17 protein-coding genes, 5 tRNA genes and 1 pseudogene are annotated in these 19,778 nt (G+C 42.2%); all 23 read right to left on the minus strand.

From position 1 onward, the window contains the following. Positions 1–65: 65 nt before the first annotated feature. The 23 genes and pseudogenes from hpt to BA79_RS16780 all read right to left on the minus strand — a co-directional run bounded on the left by hpt (position 66) and on the right by BA79_RS16780 (position 19,768). Positions 66–605: a hypoxanthine phosphoribosyltransferase gene (gene hpt / locus BA79_RS16670; RefSeq protein ID WP_007496175.1), complete on the minus strand. Its 540-nt coding sequence runs from the start codon at positions 603–605 to the stop codon at positions 66–68. Continuing rightward, positions 602–2,024, minus strand: a pseudogene (gene tilS, locus BA79_RS16675) (tRNA lysidine(34) synthetase TilS). The gene hpt and the pseudogene tilS overlap by 4 nt, the downstream one beginning before the upstream one ends. A 96-nt stretch (positions 2,025–2,120) precedes the next feature. Beyond that, entirely contained in the window at positions 2,121–3,131 is a 1,011-nt protein-coding gene (locus BA79_RS16680; protein ID WP_081298187.1) for a protein kinase domain-containing protein, read from the minus strand. Further along, entirely contained in the window at positions 3,115–3,849 is a 735-nt protein-coding gene (locus BA79_RS16685; RefSeq protein ID WP_008341829.1) for a vWA domain-containing protein, read from the minus strand. The genes BA79_RS16680 and BA79_RS16685 overlap by 17 nt, the downstream gene beginning before the upstream one ends. A gap of 76 nt (positions 3,850–3,925) precedes the next feature. After that, positions 3,926–6,409: a stage II sporulation protein E gene (gene spoIIE / locus BA79_RS16690; RefSeq protein ID WP_035704062.1), complete on the minus strand. Its 2,484-nt coding sequence runs from the start codon at positions 6,407–6,409 to the stop codon at positions 3,926–3,928. A gap of 255 nt (positions 6,410–6,664) precedes the next feature. Further along, a tRNA-Ser gene (locus BA79_RS16695) sits at positions 6,665–6,757 on the minus strand. A gap of 7 nt (positions 6,758–6,764) precedes the next feature. Beyond that, positions 6,765–6,841 (minus strand) — tRNA-Ile (locus tag BA79_RS16700). A gap of 4 nt (positions 6,842–6,845) precedes the next feature. Continuing rightward, positions 6,846–6,919 (minus strand) — tRNA-Met (locus BA79_RS16705). 61 nt (positions 6,920–6,980) lie between these two features. Further along, positions 6,981–7,054 (minus strand) — tRNA-Met (locus BA79_RS16710). 26 nt (positions 7,055–7,080) lie between these two features. Continuing rightward, a tRNA-Ala gene (locus BA79_RS16715) sits at positions 7,081–7,153 on the minus strand. Between the two features lie 194 nt (positions 7,154–7,347). Next, positions 7,348–7,746, minus strand: a complete 399-nt coding sequence (locus tag BA79_RS16720; RefSeq protein ID WP_003217901.1) for a S1 domain-containing RNA-binding protein — start codon at positions 7,744–7,746, stop codon at positions 7,348–7,350. A gap of 82 nt (positions 7,747–7,828) precedes the next feature. Continuing rightward, a complete protein-coding gene (locus BA79_RS16725) occupies positions 7,829–8,203 on the minus strand; it encodes an FtsB family cell division protein (protein WP_007496186.1) in 375 nt (124 codons plus the stop codon). Positions 8,204–8,221: 18 nt separating this feature from the next. Beyond that, positions 8,222–8,860 (minus strand): spore cortex biosynthesis protein YabQ, encoded by a 639-nt coding sequence (gene yabQ, locus BA79_RS16730; RefSeq protein ID WP_017359315.1) that lies wholly within the window; start codon positions 8,858–8,860, stop codon positions 8,222–8,224. Continuing rightward, the gene (yabP, locus tag BA79_RS16735; RefSeq protein ID WP_007496190.1) at positions 8,857–9,165 is read right to left on the minus strand and encodes a sporulation protein YabP; all 309 of its coding nucleotides are present in this window, start codon (positions 9,163–9,165) and stop codon (positions 8,857–8,859) included. Before yabP ends, yabQ begins: the two co-directional genes overlap by 4 nt. 74 nt (positions 9,166–9,239) lie before the next feature. Next, entirely contained in the window at positions 9,240–9,500 is a 261-nt protein-coding gene (locus tag BA79_RS16740) for an RNA-binding S4 domain-containing protein (RefSeq protein WP_008341839.1), read from the minus strand. Further along, positions 9,497–10,981 carry a bifunctional methyltransferase/pyrophosphohydrolase YabN gene (yabN, locus tag BA79_RS16745; RefSeq protein WP_035704064.1) on the minus strand — a complete coding sequence of 495 codons (1,485 nt, stop codon included), beginning with the start codon at positions 10,979–10,981 and terminating at the stop codon, positions 9,497–9,499. The genes BA79_RS16740 and yabN overlap by 4 nt, the downstream gene beginning before the upstream one ends. Next, entirely contained in the window at positions 10,971–12,575 is a 1,605-nt protein-coding gene (locus BA79_RS16750) for a putative polysaccharide biosynthesis protein (RefSeq protein ID WP_035704066.1), read from the minus strand. Before BA79_RS16750 ends, yabN begins: the two co-directional genes overlap by 11 nt. A 204-nt stretch (positions 12,576–12,779) precedes the next feature. Beyond that, positions 12,780–13,316, minus strand: a complete 537-nt coding sequence (gene spoVT, locus BA79_RS16755) for a stage V sporulation protein T (RefSeq protein WP_007496196.1) — start codon at positions 13,314–13,316, stop codon at positions 12,780–12,782. Positions 13,317–13,455: 139 nt separating this feature from the next. Further along, complete coding sequence (gene mfd / locus BA79_RS16760; RefSeq protein WP_035704068.1) at positions 13,456–16,989, minus strand: transcription-repair coupling factor; 3,534 nt, start codon at positions 16,987–16,989, stop codon at positions 13,456–13,458. A gap of 67 nt (positions 16,990–17,056) precedes the next feature. Next, positions 17,057–17,287 carry an anti-sigma-F factor Fin gene (gene fin / locus BA79_RS16765; protein ID WP_003217967.1) on the minus strand — a complete coding sequence of 77 codons (231 nt, stop codon included), beginning with the start codon at positions 17,285–17,287 and terminating at the stop codon, positions 17,057–17,059. Between the two features lie 55 nt (positions 17,288–17,342). Then, positions 17,343–17,909 carry an aminoacyl-tRNA hydrolase gene (gene pth, locus BA79_RS16770; RefSeq protein ID WP_007496201.1) on the minus strand — a complete coding sequence of 189 codons (567 nt, stop codon included), beginning with the start codon at positions 17,907–17,909 and terminating at the stop codon, positions 17,343–17,345. 140 nt (positions 17,910–18,049) lie between these two features. Continuing rightward, positions 18,050–18,676 carry a 50S ribosomal protein L25/general stress protein Ctc gene (locus BA79_RS16775; protein ID WP_017359319.1) on the minus strand — a complete coding sequence of 209 codons (627 nt, stop codon included), beginning with the start codon at positions 18,674–18,676 and terminating at the stop codon, positions 18,050–18,052. 138 nt (positions 18,677–18,814) lie between these two features. Beyond that, complete coding sequence (locus BA79_RS16780) at positions 18,815–19,768, minus strand: ribose-phosphate diphosphokinase (protein WP_003217907.1); 954 nt, start codon at positions 19,766–19,768, stop codon at positions 18,815–18,817. Between the last annotated feature and the right edge of the window lie 10 nt (positions 19,769–19,778).

A 19,778-nucleotide genomic window follows, 5' to 3' on the forward strand; every position in this document is an offset into this window, starting at 1 on the left:
ATGTTCAATAGTATCATAGAAAATCATTCCAACACAACCAATAACCTCATGTAAACGTGTGCTCATTAGCCTTCGTAAACAGATGGTTTTAACACTCCAATATACGGGAGGTTTCGGTAACGTTCGGCAAAATCCAATCCATAGCCAACAACAAATGCATCTGGTACTTCAAACCCAACATAATCTGCTTTGATGTCTGCTTTGCGGCCGCTTGGTTTATCAAGCAATGTCACAATTTTAATGGAGTTTGCTTTACGGTATCGGAAAAGCTCTACCAGATAACTCAAAGTTAACCCACTGTCGATGATATCTTCCATAATTAGAATATCTCTTCCTTCAACAGAAGTATCTAGATCTTTGATGATCTTCACTTCTCCAGAAGATACGGTAGACTTTCCGTAGCTAGATACATCCATAAAATCAAGCTCTAAATATGTATCAATGTGTTTGATCAGGTCTGCCATGAATGGAAGAGCCCCTTTCAAAACACCAATAGCCAGGGGAAATTTACCATCATAATCGCTGGTTAATGTTGCACCCAGTTCCTTCACTTTTAGCTGGATCTCTTCTTCTGAGATCAAAATCTTTTCAATATCTTGTTTCATGCTTTTGCTTGCCCCCTACAAATTTTCGTGCTGTCTATATTGTAATACAATGAGATCGCTGTTTGTCATATCAATTTCTTCAAAAACGGATTTTTTCAGACCTGGGATCCAGATGATTTGATGATCCGAGTCAGTGACGATCGGCCAGCTGTCTCTTTCTGCAAGAGGCACTTTTTTATCAATAAATATATCTTTCACCTTTTTTGATCCATTCATCCCTTTAAGTTTGATTCGATCACCGTTTTTTCGTGAGCGAATGATCAAAGGAAGACGAACATGATCTTTTTGAAGCAAGAAAAAATAGTTTCCGTTCCGTGCATCCTTCGGAACATGATTTGATACCAAGATAGACTGTCCATTCGGGAGAAAAAGTTCCTCGCCAAGCTCACCTTGTAAATGATGAGTATATGACTGATCTATGACAAGCGATCGTTCAAAGGTAAACATACAGTGATCATAAGATTTGACAGCTTGTAAACCTTTTGGCAAATCTAATGATCCAGACGGTTGATCAGTATGAGATAACCAGTCCAAAGTCCCTAGAATATGCTGGTTTGAAAACGCTGATTGAGTGTTTTCATAAAGATAGTTTAATATTAGTTGAATGCCTCTTCTTTGTAAAGGCAAAGGCAGGTCAAGCAAAGGCTTCGTTTTGATCTCAATTTGCTTAGGCGTTTGATTCGTAATGACTTGATGCATTTGATCCTTTGTTAATGCCTGCAAGTACTGCTCATCCTCAGTCAGCATGTCACTTACAAACTGAAAGCTTTCATGCACATGAGGTGCCTCTTCTTTTAACACGGGAAGAACGTGTCTTCTGATCCGGTTTCTCAAGTAGTCATCGGTGTGATTGCTTTGATCAATGACATAAGGAACTTGTTCTTTTTCGCAAGCAGTGAGTACATCATCCTTAGAATATCCAATCAGCGGACGAATCAGCCACCCTTCATGAAAAGGGCGCTTTGCTTGCATACCTGCAAGTCCTATTCCAACAGTCCCCCTTGTCAGCCTCATCACCATTGTTTCTACTTGATCGTCTCCATGATGTGCAAGCGCTATAAATTGAGCGTTGTACTGTTCCATCAATTGACGAAAGAAAGCATATCTGCACTCTCTTGCAGCTGCCTGTTTGTTTAAGCGGTTTTCTTTTGCATATTGGGTGACCTGTATACGAGCCGATTCAAAAAGGATCTCATGCTCTTTACAGTACGCTTCAACAAATGCCAAATCAGCAAAGGATTCTTCTCCTCTGAACATGTGATCTACATGGGCTGCAATCAGCTGAAAGGAACCTTTTCGACGTTTGTTTAGTTCATGCAGCAAGAGCATAGAATCTGGTCCGCCAGATACCCCGACAATGACTGTCGTATTTTCAAGGAAAACATCATGTTTTTTCAAAAAAGATTCAATTCTATTCACAACTTCCTCCTCACAAAGAGCAGGTAATTTAAAGATATACATATCCTATCACTTTCATTAGCTCCAAGCAAAGAAGAAGCCTGCTTTTTTACAGCTCTATAATAGGAATAAAACCACATAGGCACAGTAAAGAGCGAGCACACTGCATAAGATGAGAATGGTTTCAAAAAGACCGCCTGATTTTTTGCGTACCGATGTTCTTTTCGCAGCAGCAACTCTTGATCGTGAAGGTGCGACCTGTTGATGTTGGGGAACAGCTGGCTTTTGCCTATTTTGCTGTGATGGCTTCTTTTGTCGTGATTTTCTTGAAGCAAGCAATTGTCCTTCTTTCAGCATCGCGCTTTTCATGTCTGCCGCTGATTGATATTTGCCTTGGAGAGCCGCTTTTAACACCCTCTCATATCGCTTTAATAAAGGATGTCCTTCAATCGCTCGATAAAGCTGTTTTTCTGGTTCTGCCCCTTTTTTAAATTCTTTTTTATAGGCACAGTTCACCATGACCATACTTAAAGCAAATAAATCATAAGAAGGTTCTGCTTTTCTTGTACCGAAGCCCCAGTAGCCGCGGTCAAAAAACTCGGTGTATTCCTTAATCGCCCTTCCTGCCTTCGTTGTTCCTCCAACATCAATACATCGAATCGTAGCTGGGGGGCCTGAAACGATGAGATTATCAGGCTTCAAGTCACCGAAGATCCAGCCTTCCTTATGTAAGTGAGCAAGGTTAGACAACAGTTGAATCATGAGAACGACGATCCATTCATCGCCTTTTTGTTTCACAAATTCAAGCAGCAATGGTCCTCTGACATACTCCATGACATAAAACGACCGTTTCTCTGACATACCAGGATAAAGAGCATCATCCATATCATAAAAAGAAGGCCCCATGGTTTTCACAGGAGCCTTTGAAAAGGATTTTAATACATTGACTTCAGATGCAATGAGCATACTGTCATCACTCACTTTAAGGGCCACTTGCCCCTTTGGCGATTCGGCCAGATAGACCACACCGTTCGCCCCTTTTCCCAGCTCTTTTACAATGCGGTAATGTTGGTGATGCCATTTTCCTTTTATCATTGTACCTAATGGGATGTTAGAAGCCGAATTCATCATGTTCTTCCTTCGCTTCAAGCAGCCCTTTTCGTGAACGAACTGATTTGAAATGCTGGAGTGCTTCTCGAATTGCTGGTCCAGTCGGTGTAATTCCTCCTGTTGTCAGCTTCGGGAAAATCGATGATAACGAATCGAACCGAGGCGTCCAGTTCAACACAATTTCTGCATCTGAGTTTTTCCCGGGAAATACACACATCCCAAACTGATTTTCACCAATTCTCGAATTTAGACTAATAGATAGATCGATGAGTGCTTCTTTGACCGTTGGCAACTTCGGTTTCATACTTGCACTCGTATCCACAAGCACAAGCACTTGAAGATGAACCGTCTCACCAAGCTCGTCCACAACCTCCATCACTTCTCCACGCTTATCTGGGGGAAGCTCTTCAATTTCAGTATCTTTGCCAAGAATTTGCTGCAATTCTTTATTCACAACACCTTGTAACGTTTGCGTCATCGCCTTTTTTGTCACCATTTGTACGGTTTGAGACAATTGCTGAACGTAGACAACCTGATGAATGCCTCCGCCTGCTAGAGCAATCCCCTCTACTTCTTTCATCGCTTCATGATCGTGTCTGTTCTCTTCCATAATGCCAATGACATTGACTGTGATCCCTTGCTCCTTTGCCAATGCGGCAATCGCAAGTGGGTCTTCCCCATGATTTGAGCAGCCATCTGTAATCAGTAAGATTTGGTTTACGTGACCTTTTCGCATCTTCATTCCTCCTGGGATTGTAACTGAATGCTTATATCCCCATCATCGCCAGAAGAAATTCATATTATACGATATTTCAAGAAATCTCTTGTTTCTGAAGATAGAATGTACCTGTCGGAATGGATGCCCATTTTGGTGTATTGTGGTCGATCCTAATGACGACAACCGTCATATCGTCATCAATTTGACCTGCTCTTGTGCGAATGACCTCCTCCATTAATAAATCAGCAATCTCTTGCGGATCTTCTGTTTTAAAGCTCTTCATTTTTCGTTTGACCCACAAATCATGATTTTCGATATGCTTTGGTCCTTCAAAGATACCGTCGCTCATCATGATAAGGAGATCTCCTGCCTTCATCTGTTCACTCACCACTTCTACTTCAAATTCATCAATAATGCCAATAGGCAAGTTGCTGGCCTGTACCTTCATCACTTGATCACCACGTTTAATAAAACTTGGAGTGGAGCCAATCTTGAGGAACTTACAGCTCGCATCCTGTAAATCAATGATGGATAAGTCTAATGTGGAATAGATTTCATCTGTTGTCCGTAAAGATAAAATGCTATTAATTGTTTTAATCGCTACTTTTTCATCAATACCAGACGCCAAAATTTTTTCTAACAACTTGATCGTTTCATTGCTTTCAAAATGGGCTCTTGCTCCATTTCCCATCCCATCACTAATAGCTGCGGCATATTTACCTGCACCCAGCTCCATCATGCTGTAGCTGTCTCCAGATACTAATCCTCCACCTTTCGCTGCATGTGCTACACCTGTAGACACTCGATACGATTTTGCAGAACCGAATACAACATGACAATAACCTGTTGGATGCTCCGCACACTGCTCTGCTTTGACTAAAACTTGTTCTTCTAAAATATCCGAGAGCATTGGAGCGATGATTTTTTCGCATTCCCCATGACCTTGGCAATAGGGAATTCTCATCTCTATATCAACATTTCCCTGTTCTAAGCTATAAATTTCAACTTGCTGAATTTCAATTCCAAAGTTCTGAAGTGCTTCTATCATCTGCTCTTCCTGAATAAAATGCTGCTCTCTTTCTCGTTTTATTTCCCGGGAAAAATCCTCCATGACTTGTGAGACACCCATAAGTTGTTCGGCCACAAGGCGCCTGCTGTCTTGGACCTTTTTCTTTAAGGTCTGGTTTGCTTTATAGTAAGCTATCTCCTCTTCAATCAATTCTTCTACATGCTTTGATTTTGAGCAGTGCTGACTGAACTTCTTTTTCAACTTCCGGTTATGCTCGTACGTTTTTTCATCAGATTCATGCATAACTTGTTTCATGAGTTCATAGGTTGTATCAAAGTTCTGCACCCAGCATTTATTTTTCTTATAGCACGTTTGACAGGAACGTTCTGTGATCGTACTTAAAAAAAGATCTACATCCTCTTCCTGCTTCTTCTCCTCAGGAATGGATTCGTAAAATGTCGCAAAACTCTCAGACAGCGCATGAAATACATTAGAGAATTGATCTACCTTTTTTGCTGTCACGTCTCGTACTTTTCTGGCATATTGCTGCTGTTCCTGTACATGCTCTACCGTACCAGGAATATATTTTGCCACCTTGGACGTTACTGACTGTGGCGTGAGCAAAAACAGTGCAACTGCGATGAGTGATTCATATAGCGTGGTCATTAGCCCTGCTGACCCTTCACCGTAGAGGGAGATTAGTAAAGAACCCACAATCAAGCCGATGGCGGCTCCTGCTTTTTTCCCCTCTTTTAGTAATCCGCCTAATAAGCCCGAAAAGGCAAGCAGACTCATCTGATAAAGGTTGCCGATGTTGGCGAGACCAAGAATTAATCCAGTTACAACACCCACTGTACAACCAATACTCGCTCCTCCAATAAAGGCAAAGCTCAGCACTACATATCGTGACAAAATATGCTCTGCCTGCATTCCTTGAAATGTGATCCCAGCCAGACCTGTTAAAACTGAAGCGATTAATATCATAAAGCAAATAATTTCTTCAACCTTTAAGGAGTGTTTGATTTTCCTGACTGTAAAAATCGGCAAACTTTGAAGAAAAATCAGTGTCAAAATGAAGGCAAGTCCAGCTTCAACCCCTGCCATCACATAGTCATAGCTTTGAACCGCACCCTGCTCGAGGTATACAAAAGCTCCCCTCGTCATCAGCATTGAGAGCACAATCACAACCGGTAATGTTTTCACCGGGTCTTTGATGATAAAAGAAACGACCTTTGACATGAGGAGGAACACGATCAATGACGCAAATACGAATAATGCATTTTGAGGTGATATCGTCATCGCCCCAGCGAGTAAAGCAAGACAAGCAAGCATCGCTTTATCCCTTTTAATGAGCAGCATGGACCCAAAGAAAGGCAATGCAAACGGCATAATTTCAGATAAGATAAAGGCTCGTCCCAATAAAAAGCCCAGAACAACATAAATAAACCCTTTATAGAAAAAAAGAGAATGCGTATGATGAAGAAACAGGTTTTTCATCTTTTTTAACCCTGCACTGATTCTTTCAAACCCGGCTCCCGTTAAATCAGTTCTTCTTTCTAGTTTTTCCATCTTTTCATCCCCCACCTGATATTCGTTGCTTGTCATTATAGCGAAGGTGAAAAAGAAATTTTGTCAAAAGAAGTTGTCGTTTCCATAAAACGTTCGACGCTTTATTTACCAAAAAGGCATACTTTCTTGAAAGTCGATGTCTTTCATCAGAATTTTACGAAAGCACAAAAAAACAGCTTTCCTGTAGAAAGCTGTTTTGAAGATGACCCGTACGGGATTCGAACCCGTGTTACCTGATATCATTTTTTAAAAATATGGCGGAGGAAGAGGGATTCGAACCCCCGCGGGCTTTGACACCCCTGTCAGTTTTCAAGACCGATCCCTTCAGCCGGACTTGGGTATTCCTCCGTATAGATGGTGGACCTTGTAGGACTCGAACCTACGACCGGACGGTTATGAGCCGTCTGCTCTAACCAACTGAGCTAAAGGTCCTTTATAGCGGCGGAGGGGATCGAACCCCCGACCTCACGGGTATGAACCGTACGCTCTAGCCAGCTGAGCTACACCGCCATGATATAAAATAATCTTTTAAAAAGTGGAGCCTAGTTGCTTATTGTTCTTTTTAAAAGGATAGCGGCGGAGGGGATCGAACCCCCGACCTCACGGGTATGAACCGTACGCTCTAGCCAGCTGAGCTACACCGCCATGATATAAAATAATCTTTTAAAAAGTGGAGCCTAGCGGGATCGAACCGCTGACCTCCTGCGTGCAAGGCAGGCGCTCTCCCAGCTGAGCTAAGGCCCCATAAAAGATGGTCGGGAAAATGTAAAATGCGCTAAGAAGCACAAGAACTATAATACAAAGGATTAGCTTGTCCGTCAATAGAAAGTTTTAAATTAAATGGCAAATGCACAAAAAACGTTGAATTTGTATTAAAAAAAGCACCCGCTAAACAGCAGATGCTTTGTTGTGAAAAATATATAGAAAGCAGCAACAAGTTAACCTCTTCTTGCTCCGCGCCCCCCACGTTTTGATTCCGTGTTACGTTTTAAAGATGTTAAGCGATCTTCGCTATCTTTTAAGAATTTGTTCATTTTTTGCTCAAACGATTCCTTCGGACGGAAATCATTTCTGCTCGGTCTTGATTGTTGTTGTTGAGGACGATCTTTTGCTTTTTTAATGGACAAGCCGATTTTACCGTCTTTTTCAACGTTAATCACTTTCACTTCAACTTGTTCACCGACTTTTAAATGCTCATTAATATCTTTTACATAGTTATCGGCTACCTCACTGATATGAACGAGACCAGTTGAACCGCCTGGCAACTCCACAAAAGCTCCAAAATTTGTAATGCCCGTAACTTTCCCTTGTAACTTGCTGCCAACTTCAATCGACATAAAAAAAGTGCTCCTCCTTAGACTTATAAAAAAATCTCATTTGTTCAATTATACATAAACTGAATTTTAAGTGTCAACAAGGCTAATCGCTCTTATTGCCCACATCAAAGATTTTTTCGCCTTTTTTAGACATATAATAGTCCCGTCGTGCCAGTTCGAGTACGTATTCTTTGCTTTTCAGCTTTTTGATTTCATCAGAAATATCTTCCTGCTTTGTTTGTAATTGCTTCAATTCTTTTTCAAGCGCAACCTTCTTCTCTTCTTTTTCTTTCAATGCAGACGATTGCGACCAGAGGGCACTTGTTACCAAAACAGCAAACATGAGCACAATGACTCCAAACACGGTAAGCCTTCTAAGGAGTCCCCGGCGTTTGCGTTTTAGGCGCTGCGCTTGCTGTTCCATTTGTTTTTGATAATCATTTTGAATTTGTGCGATATTTCTTTTTCTCTCGTTCAAGGATGAAGGCCTCCTCTCTTACTTTGTCCAGAATTGTTTCCATTTCGTTTTCATGGTACGAGATAATTTCTTGATCCCTTGTAAAATTCCTGCTCCTTTTGAGAAAAACAACCTCATTGATGTTCGCCATTTTTCGGGAATTCGATGAATAATGGTCACATTGAGTAACCAAATAAGCGGATAACAAACAATATACAGCACCTTCCACACGAGTCGAAACGCAAAACGAACAAGGCGTAAGAGCGAGTGGAACAAGAACAGAAGAGCACTTATGATCAAACCGACGATCCAGCGAATGGGCTGGAAAACCATCGACATGATCAGCCTTTTCAGGACGAGAACAGTCTGATAAATACACCTCATTACAAACTTGAGGATGTTCATATACAGCTGTTTCATCAATGCCTGGTACATCGAGAAACCTAAAGCAACAGCTAGAAAAATATAAAGCCTGAATTCTCCCTCATTGGTCAGCAGCAGGACATAAAAGAATAAGAGACCCTGCACCACCCAAAAAAGGAGGTCGTGAATGACCAGCAGCCATTTTGCTGTTTTTTCCCGGTTCACAAACAGCTTGTACGTATCCAGCGATGCGCCCAGCCAGATGCCCATCGCCGCCATCGAAAGCATCGTATAAAACTGGACCGTCAGTGTCATTTAAACAGCTTGCTAAAAAATCCTTTAGCTTTCTCCCCGTGCTGCTCATCTACATAGATTAAGTCAAAGACACGCCCTTTAATGGACACAACGCCCTTTTCTACATCTAAGTTTTTCATTTGCAGATTTTCTCCGCGAATGGCGAGGACTCCCATGACAGTCTCAAGCAGAAATTCTTCATTATCAAAGCTCTCGACTTGTTTGACCCCGGTAATATCTAAATGCTTTCTGTTGCGCATTGTGACATGATGCTCGGCTTCTGATGACAACTTCGTGCCTTGAGGTTGATTATAATATTGATTCATTTATACATCCCCCATATCTCATACTTGCATTGTTACTGCATTGTATGTGACAGGCGGGACATTTAGAACAAGCCCTATTCTGCTGTTTTCTCTTCTTTTAGCACGGTATACATGCCAGCAGCTTCTTCTTTTTTCGTTGTGTCTTTTAACTCGTTGACTTGAACAGTCACAAGCTTTTGGCCAAAGCGAATTTGAAGCTCGTCCCCTTCTTTCACGTCAGAGCTGGCTTTCGCCTGCGTGCCATTAATGGAAATTCTCCCTTGATCAGCTACTTCTTTTGCCAATGTTCTTCTTTTAATTAGACGAGACACTTTTAAGAATTTATCTAGTCTCATGTATGTTCACCTCTTTCTATACGTTTGGCATCGTTCCACAGATCGTCCATTTCTTCTAAGGTCAAGTCCTCTAGTGAACGCCCTATGTCCTTTGCTTTTTGTTCAATATGCTGAAAGCGCCGCATAAATTTTGTGTTTGCAGAAGAGAGGGCGGTTTCAGGCTCTAGATGATAAAATCTTCCAATGTTGACGAGAACAAACAAAAGATCCCCAAATTCATCCTTCATTTGCTTTGTTGCACCTTCATCCGTCTTATCTGCCACTTCCACAAGGAATTCCTGCTTTTCTTCTTCGTATTTGTTCCAAATATCCTCTACTTCTGTCCAGTCGAAGCCCACTTTTGCTGCTTTCTTTTGGAGCTTATAGGCTTTTGTTAAAGCTGGAAGAGTCGTTGGAATGGATTGCAAAATAGATGCTGCACGCTCCGGTTTTTCCTGCTGCTTGATTTTTTCCCAGTTGGCGACGACATCTGATGCTTCAGACACATCCGTATCACCAAACACATGCGGATGTCGTCGAATCATTTTTTCTGTGACATGCTGGATGACGTCATCCATTGAGAAATAACCATCATCTTCACCAATTTGGGCATGGAGTAAAACTTGCAGCAGTACATCTCCGAGTTCTTCAACCATATGATCTGGATCGTCTTCATCTATGGCTTCCAGCAGCTCATAACATTCTTCAATTAAATATGGTTTGAGCGACTCATTCGTTTGTTTTTGATCCCAAGGACAGCCGCCAGGACCTCTTAATATACGAATGACTTCGCGGAAAGTGTCAAATTGCTGATAGAGCAGCTTTTCATCTTGAATGGGAGGTACATAAACACTCGTTAAGTTATTTATCGACACATCTCGATCAAGTTCAAATAAAGGAACACCTGTAATCTGCTCCTGACTGCTTCCAGCTGCCGTTACGATAAAGACTTCATAATCGTCAGGTAGCTTTTCCATGAGGGTCAGCTTCACATTCGAGGCTGTCATCTGATCATATACCTGACAGATCAGCACATGCTGGGTCAACTTCAGATCATCCGCTCTCATATCCCCTGCGTCAACGAATTGAAGCCCTTCGATTGGGTCAATCTGTAAGGAATTAAACGTCGCATCCAAAAAGCTTTGTCCACCAGCCACGTACACCTCAACCCCGCGCTTCTTCTGTTGTGAAACAAGAAGCTGCACTGTCTTTTCCGCCACAAACGGGTGACCTGGTACTGCATACACAATATCTTTCTCCTCAGCCTCTCGGAAGAGAATGTCTGTGATTTCCTCATACACTGCATCAAACTGATCATGCTTTTCATAAATCTCATCAAAAAAGGTCAGAGACGGGACCTCCTGCATCAATTCTGCGGTGAGTGGATGATCCTGCGTTCTCATGTATACTTCTTTCGCCTGCTTCAGCTGCTTATATACACCGAGCGTCAGCTGATCCATGTCGCCTGCCCCAAGACCAACGACTGTAATCTTACCTGCCATTTCGATTCCCTCTCATCTGTTTAAAATATAAAATCTTTTCTCCTAATGGAATGAGTCTCCATTCCTCTTCCGTAAATACGTCTAGCTTAAGAATACTATATAAAAAGGCGAAACCACCAATAAAAACTGAAGTCAGGCTCTCTAAAACAGAAAACGGACGTTTCTCAAAGGGAATGACCCAAGAAAACAATGCCTGATATCCAATTAAAACGACAGCCATGAATGCTGCTGATAAAAGAATTTTCACTGGGAATAGCTCTCTTATTGAAATCCACCCTTTATGCTTCAAATACACCGCATTGAGCGCAGCGGCGGCGAGAAACCCACAAACAGTCGACCATGCGGCTCCATAAATGCCGAATAACGGGACAAGAGCCAGCGTCAGCCCCCATTTCACCAGTACACTGATCAGGACCACAACAGCTGGGTACACGGTATGTCCCAGACCCTGAAGTAAAGCGGTTTGCGTAATCGCCATTGATGTAAAGGCAATGGATATGCAAAATATTTGCAGCGCATCTGTCCCTAAGTCATTACGAAAAAGCATGATGTTCACAGACGATAAAATACATATAAGACCGACAGCTGAACCAATCCCCAGCACCGATGTTGCCTTAAACGATGTACGTACTTTTTCACGAATTGCTTCATGCTGCCCTTTTCTTAAGGCCGACGACAAAAACGGAACAAGAGACGTCCCGATACTAATTGCAAACACCGTCCCGAGCTGCAGGAACGGCTGACCTCGGTCATATACGCCTTTTGCCGCCTTTGCAGCTGCTTCACTCAGTCCCTCACTGCGCAGTAGCGCATACAAGTGAAAAGCATCGATCATTTGCATCCATAGGATCAGCAATCCACTCACACAAATCGTCAATGTATACAGCACCAAACTCTTCAGCACATCTTTTTTCCGCAGTGTAGCCTGTTTTAATGTCTTGCTCGCTGCCGACCGCTTCCGATAGGTCAGCCAAAGGAAAAGAAGCAAAATGAGTGAAGCCGCACTTCCAGCTATAGAAGAGAACACCGCACCCGCTCCTGTTTCATAAAGCGAATAGCTATGTCTCACAAAATAGAAAGATAAAACAAGCAGGACGCTTACTCTGATGAGTTGCTCAGCCAATTGAGAGACCGCAGTGGGGAGCATCAGCCCATCACTCTGAAAAACACCCCTCAGCATCACGGTAAGCGGCAGAAATAAAAACACAAACGAACTCATCTGGATGAGCAACATTAATTGACTGTCCGCCATGAGATTCGCAATTGTGCCTGCTCCTATGTATAAACAAAGAAATAAGGCCAAGCTCAGCAAAGTGATATACACCAAGGATACCTTTGTAATGATTCGGCGATTCTCCTCACCATGCTCGCTCAGAAGCTTGGACACCATTACAGGAAAACCAGTGGTGCCGAGCATGATCGCAATGCCAAGAAAGGGATAGACCTGCTGATAAATATAAAAACCTGTGTCTCCTACGATATTTTGAAAAGGGACACGATATACGGCACTCAGTACCTTTGATAACAAGCCTGCGATGGTTAAAATCACCGCACCTTGGAAAAGCCAATGCGGCTGATTCACAGCATTTTTCATGGATGACTCCTTTATGTTCAATCAAAAAATATACCTACATTTAAACGCACTCATTATATCATACGTGACTGGCAAGCCGTTTCTTTCTAAGGAGTAGACGATACATTCATTGTTTTGTTTCATCCCATATAAAAAACGCCGACAAAATCAGATGATCTCATCGGCATTCTTTCGTTTTATCAAAATGATATAGAATTATTAGACCTAATGTTCCATTTGACGGGCTAAGAAGCCAGCTGCCGTTTCTGCCGCTTTATGCTCCACTTCTCCCATTGAACGCTCTTTAGAAAATAAGACGACGGCGCCAATTGGATCTCCGTTTGCAACAATAGGTGCAATGGTATAAGCTGATACATCATCATCAATACCATCCACAAGCTGAATTTCTTTCTTGCTGTCCTCTAATACAGAATTACGCTGATCCATAGTTCGTTCAAGTAAATCACTAATGGATTTGTTTAAGTACTCTTTTTTTGAACTGCCGGATACAGCAATATACGTATCACGATCACAGATGAGGATAGAATGACCCAAACTGTCGAATAAAGCATCAGCATATTCCTTCGCAAAGTCTCCTAGCTCACTAATCGGTGAATACTTCTTCAAAATCACTTCTCCATCGCGGTCGACGAAAATCTCAAGCGGATCTCCTTCCCGGATGCGCAATGTTCTGCGAATCTCCTTCGGTATAACCACTCTACCTAGATCATCGATGCGGCGTACAATTCCAGTTGCTTTCATTCACTGCTGCCTCTCTTTCGTTTGATGATGTGTTGGGTGAATGGAACAAAAGCGTCCACTTTATGCAACATTCACCACTTGACCCTGAGATTAGTATCCGTCACATCAAACGTAATATACACGAGAGACCAACAAAATTTTATGAAGATGGAATGGTTTCTTTTTTCACATCTTGAAGACCTCGAAGCATACGAAGAACGACTTCAAGCCACTCCTCCGTTTTCTTGCCTTTTGTTTGGACAGAAATAATCAGCTTGCTGCCTTCCATGCCAAGACCGATATCACGTCCATATTGACTGCCAAGCTCAAATAATTTTTGACCATCGATGTCGCTGCTAGCTTTTTCATCGAGAGTGAGTCTGACAATGCCTTTCTCCATCTTGATCAACTCGACACGTTCCTGCACAGCGTACACCTTCATCGTCGCAATCGTGAACAAATCAGCCACTTCTTGCGGATATTCTCCGAATCGGTCAATCATTTCATCTTGAAGCTCTTTCCGCTCTTCTATAGATCCAATCGCTCTAAACTGTTTATACATCTCGATTTTTTGCTTGCCGTCAGAAATATAAGTATCTGGAATGTAGGCATCAATTTGGAGATCAATTTCCGGCTCAAATTTTTCTTGAGCAGTCGTATCGCCTCTTCTTTCTTCAATGGCTTCTTTCAGCATTTGAGAGTAAAGGTCGAATCCAACAGAATCAATAAATCCATGCTGCTGTGCACCAAGTAAATTTCCTGCTCCTCGAATCGTTAAGTCACGCATCGCAATCTTAAAGCCTGATCCGAGCTCGGTGAATTCTTTAATGGCTTGAAGCCTTTTCTCTGCAACTTCAGAAAGCACTTTGTCTTTTCGATAAGTGAAATAAGCATAGGCCACACGATTCGAGCGCCCAACTCGTCCTCTTAACTGGTACAGCTGGGAAAGCCCCATTTTATCAGCATCGTGAACAATGAGCGTGTTCACATTTGGTATGTCTACGCCCGTTTCGATAATGGTTGTACTGACGAGTACATCCGATTCACCTTCTAGGAAATTAATCATCACGGATTCCAGCTCGTTCTCACTCATTTTCCCGTGTGCGTAGCTTACTTTTGCGTCTGGAACAAGCATCGAGATTTCATCTGCTTTTCGTTCAATATCCTCCACTCGGTTATAAAGGAAGTACACTTGACCGCCTCTTGCCAGTTCTCGCTCAATGGCTTCTCTAACTAACGCACCATTGTACTCGACAACATAGGTTTGAACTGGGAAACGGTTCTCAGGTGGTGTTTCAATAACAGATAAGTCACGTACGCCAAGCATCGACATATGAAGCGTGCGGGGAATTGGTGTTGCCGTTAACGTCAGCACATCAATATTGGCTTTCATTTGCTTAATTTTCTCTTTATGCGTTACACCGAAGCGCTGCTCTTCATCGATAATTAACAGTCCTAAATCCTTGTACACAATGTCTTTTGAAAGAAGACGATGCGTTCCAATGACCATATCAATCGTTCCGTTTTTCAGCCCTTTTAAGGTTTCTGTTGTTTCTTTTCGTGTACGGAAGCGGCTAAGCTGAGCAATTTTAACAGGATAGTCTTGGAATCTGTCCATAATCGTGTCAAAATGCTGCTGCGCTAAGATCGTTGTTGGTACAAGCAGTGCCACCTGTTTCCCGTCAGCAATGGCTTTGAAGGCCGCTCGAATCGCCACCTCTGTTTTTCCATAGCCCACATCTCCACAAAGCAGACGATCCATCGGGCGCTCCCGCTCCATGTCTTGCTTGATTTCATGAATCGAGCGAATTTGATCGTCTGTTTCTTGGTAAGGGAATGCAGATTCAAACTGGCGCTGCATCTCATGGTCAGGCGAGAAGGCATACCCTTTGCTTGCTTCACGTTCTGCGTACAGCTTAATTAGATCATCTGCAATGTCCTGCACAGATGATTCTACTTTTTTCTTCACGCGCTTCCAGTCGCTACCGCCTAGTTTGTATAGCTTTGGTTCTTTTCCTTCTGACCCAACATACTTCTGCACCTGATCAATTTGTTCAACAGGGACATAAAGCTTATCGCTTCCTTGATAATGAATATTTAAATAATCTTTATGAATGCCGCCAATTTCAAGCGTTTCAATTCCTAAATACTTACCGATCCCGTGGTTAATGTGCACCACATAATCGCCCACTTGCAGCTCTGAATAGCTTTTGATTCGCTCTGCGTTCGTCAGCTTTTGCTTACGTGCCTGCTTCTTCACACGTTTCTTGAAAAGTTCACCCTCTGTAATGACAGCAATTTTGGATAAAGGTAGTTCAAAACCGGTTTGAAGCTCACCTTGTAAAATATATACTTGCCCGCTGACAAGCTCAGCATCAGGTTTAGCAAGAGCTGCTTCAATGTCATAATCATGCAAGACAGATGACAACTTCTCTGTCCGCTCTTCATCCGCACCTAAAAAGACAACCGTATAATTCTGCTTTTTGTAGCGTTCAATTTCACTTGCAAGCACATTCATCTGGCCGTGGAAATTCTGCATTTGCTTACTAGATACATTGACGATATTTTGCGGATTGGTCTGCTGAACATGTCTCAAAAATAAGGAATAGTACAGAATCGATCTCGATTGCTGATTGAACAGCTCTTGAAATGGGAAGGAAAGGGCTAGATCATGCAGAATATTCCCTTCTTCCAGCAGACTAATTGTCCAATCTGCTTCTTCCTGTTCAAGCTGTTCTTCCATCTCCTGAATTCTGCTGATTTCATCTAGAATGATAATCGTATCCTGCGATGTATAATCTAGCAAACTAGCAGGCTTTTCATAGAAATAGGACAGATACTTCGTCATTTCTTGTGTCACAATACCTTCTAGCAGCTTCTCACGATCAGCAGAAATATTCTGATGGAGCAGTTCTTTTTGTTTATCCGAGTTGAATTTCTTTAAGCTACTGGCAAGACCTTCGTCAAGCTGTTCAATCGCTCTCACTCGTTCAGGCCCTCTTACAATCAGCTCTTTCGCCGGGCCAATCTTGATTTCTTGAAGTGTTTCCAATGAACGCTGCGTGTCAGAGTGGAAGGACCGAATAGAATCCACTTCTGTATCAAACAGCTCTATACGGATCGGGTGGTCTTCCGTTAACGCATAAATGTCAATGATTCCTCCGCGCACACTAAAGTCTCCGGGCGCAGCGACCATGGACGTCCGGTCATAACCGATTTGCACGAGTTGTTTTGAAAACGCCTCCAAATCAATTTCTTCACCAACCTTTAAATGGATCTGACTCTCCTTCCAGAGCTCTACAGGAGGAAGCATTCTACGCACTGCAGCTGCTGGGGTCACGACAATCGGATTTTCTCCATTCGCGAGACGATTCAATACATCAAGACGCTGCGCTCTAAGCTCAGGGCTTGCCACAGCAATTTCAGATGCAATGAGTTCATTGACAGGATAAAGAAGGACCGAACGATCTGGCATCACACTTGCTAGATCATCTGTGACCTTCTGCGCTTGATATAAGTTATGTGTCACAATAAACATCGGCCGCTTTAATTCGTCTGATATGGCGGCTGTAAATAAAGATCTGACGGAGCCTGATAGTCCGGCGAGCAGCTGTTCTTTTAACCCTTCTTTTAGTCCGTTAAAAATGGACTGAAAATCATCACTTTGTTTGATAAATGATTGTATATTTTTCATTTGGCTCCTCCTCCCTGCTTGTTTAAAACAGAAAAACGCTTTGGTCTATTATCTACACCAAAGCTTTTTATTGAATAAAGGTATGATACTGATGGTAATCAGGATTTCTTTCGAGCGCCTCTTGGCAATCCTCACAAATGGTTTGTACATGTAAATCACCATTTTCCCTATAAGAAATCATATCGTTTCTTTCCTCATTTGTTAAGTGATGAAATCCAAGTGCTTCACTTTGGACAGCGGATTCATCTAGACTGCCAACCTTTACACCACAGTGCCGGCAGTAATAGTGCAAAGCCATACGTGATCCTCCCATGCTGAGATTTTATGATCAGTATGTGCTTTGCTTATCATTCTTATACCTTCTTGTTAAAATCATTCATCACTTCTAAAAATGGCTTTGTTAAAGCCGCTTCACAAGCTTCAACAGATGCTTGAATAGCAGATGAGATATCAGGCTGTTCTTCCTCTGAGAAGCGTCCTAGTACGTAATCGACGACCTTCATGCCGTTTTGTGGACGGCCAATGCCGATACGGAATCTGTCAAACTCTGGTGAACCTAAATGCTGAATCAACGATTTGATTCCGTTATGTCCGCCTGCACTTCCTTTTGTACGCAAACGAATCCGTCCCGTTGGCAAATCAAGATCATCATAGATGACCTTCAAATGTTCAAGGGGAATATCATAGTAATCCATCAGCGGACGCACACATTCCCCTGATAAGTTCATATATGTAAGAGGCTTCACAAGTAGAACCTTTTGCCCCGAAACAAACCCAGTTCCATATTGTCCATGGAATTTTGATTGATTTAATGGGATGTCCCATTTTTTTGATAGTTCATCTATTGTCATAAACCCGACGTTATGTCTTGTTTTTTCATATTCTTTTCCTGGATTACCCAATCCAACGAACGCAATCATGAAACCAATAACCTCCTTTGTCGCACATGCACACGCCTAAAAAATGAGCCAATGTGATTGCCTCATGCAAAACGTATGAATTCTTTTCATTCTAGCACAAAAGACGTAACCGCGGGAGGGTTACGTCTCTAATTGACCAGTTATTCTTCGCTATCATCTTTTTCTTTAATGGCCTCAGGCTCTTGCGTTTCCTCTTCACTATCTGGCTCAGGAACCTCTGATTGCTGAGGCGGTAAGATCGAAGCAACAACTTCTTCTGGATCATTATTAATTTGATACGTAGATTGAACAGTCAGATCACCAACTGTTAGTACGTCATTTACTTCTAAGTTTGTAATATCAGCTTCAATATTTTGCGGGATATCCTTTGGTTTCGCTGTAATGGATAGCTCAAATAGTGGCTGCTGAAGCACACCGCCATCCTTTACACCTTTGGATTCGCCAATGAGTTGTACAGGTACATCTGCGTCAATTTCTCGCTGTAAGTCGACCACTTGGAAATCAGCGTGGACAAGCTCATTTTTCAACGGATCTGTTTGCAGTTCTGTTACCATCACAGATTTTGTTTCACCGCCAACGTCTAATGTGATGATTGTGTTTTTTCCTTCATCACGTAATGTCTTTAATAAATCAATACTGTCTAATGAAACAGCCAGGTTGTCTGTATTTTTTCCGTATATGACACCAGGAACGTGTCCTGAATGACGGATTTTTTGCAGTGTGGAACGTTTGAAATCAGTTCTTTTATTTGCTTTTAAAGTTGCCATATTCAGCACCATCCTATTTCTTTTTTGTCACTACTTTCATAAATACCCATAACTGAATCATTTTAAACATGTTTGACTTTCATTTATCACAGCAAAAAGACCCCAAGCTGATGCCTAGGGCCTTTTTCAATCAGAAAATTAGCTGAAAAGGTAGCTCACAGATTCTTCTTCATGTACACGGATGATGGCTTCTGCAAGCAAAGGCCCAACTGAAAGCGGAATGAATTTTCCAACTTTCTTGTCATCTGTTAAGTGAATACTGTTTGTCACAACTAATTCTTTAATTTTAGAGTTTGTAATACGTTCTACTGCTGGTCCAGACAATACTGGGTGAGTACAACAAGCATAGACTTCAGCCGCTCCATTTTCCACAAGTGCATTTGCAGCAAGTGTAATCGTACCAGCTGTATCAATGATATCATCGATGAGAATCGCCGTTTTGCCTTCAATGTTCCCAATGATGTTCATCACTTCAGCCACGTTCGGCTTCGGACGACGTTTGTCGATAATGGCGATTGGTGCTTTCAGGCGGTCCGCCATTTTGCGCGCACGCGTAACACCACCGTGGTCAGGAGACACAACAACGATATCATTCAAGTTTTTCTGTTCAAAATAGTTTGTTAAGATTGGCACAGCCATTAAGTTATCGATTGGAATATCAAAGAAACCTTGGATTTGCGGCGCATGAAGGTCAAGTGCAATGACACGTGTAGCACCTGCTGTTTCAAGTAAGTTCGCAAAAAGCTTCGCCGTGATTGGCTCACGAGGTTTCGCCTTACGATCTTGACGTGCATATCCGTAATAAGGGATGACAATATTGACCGTTTTCGCAGAAGCGCGTTTTAGTGCATCTACCATAATGAGTAGCTCCATAATGTGCTCATTGACTGGCGCACTAGTAGATTGAATAACATAACAATCACAGCCACGGATACTTTCTTCAATATTGATTTGGACTTCACCGTCACTAAAACGTTTAACAGAGCTCTTTCCTACATCAACTCCGATACGATCGGCAATTTCTTTGGCAAGTTCAGGGTTTGAATTCAAAGAGAATATCTTTAAATTCGCATCAGCATAACGATTAGACATGGTAAACCTC

The organism is Bacillus altitudinis 41KF2b (genome assembly GCF_000691145.1).
Lineage (GTDB): Bacteria > Bacillota > Bacilli > Bacillales > Bacillaceae > Bacillus > Bacillus altitudinis.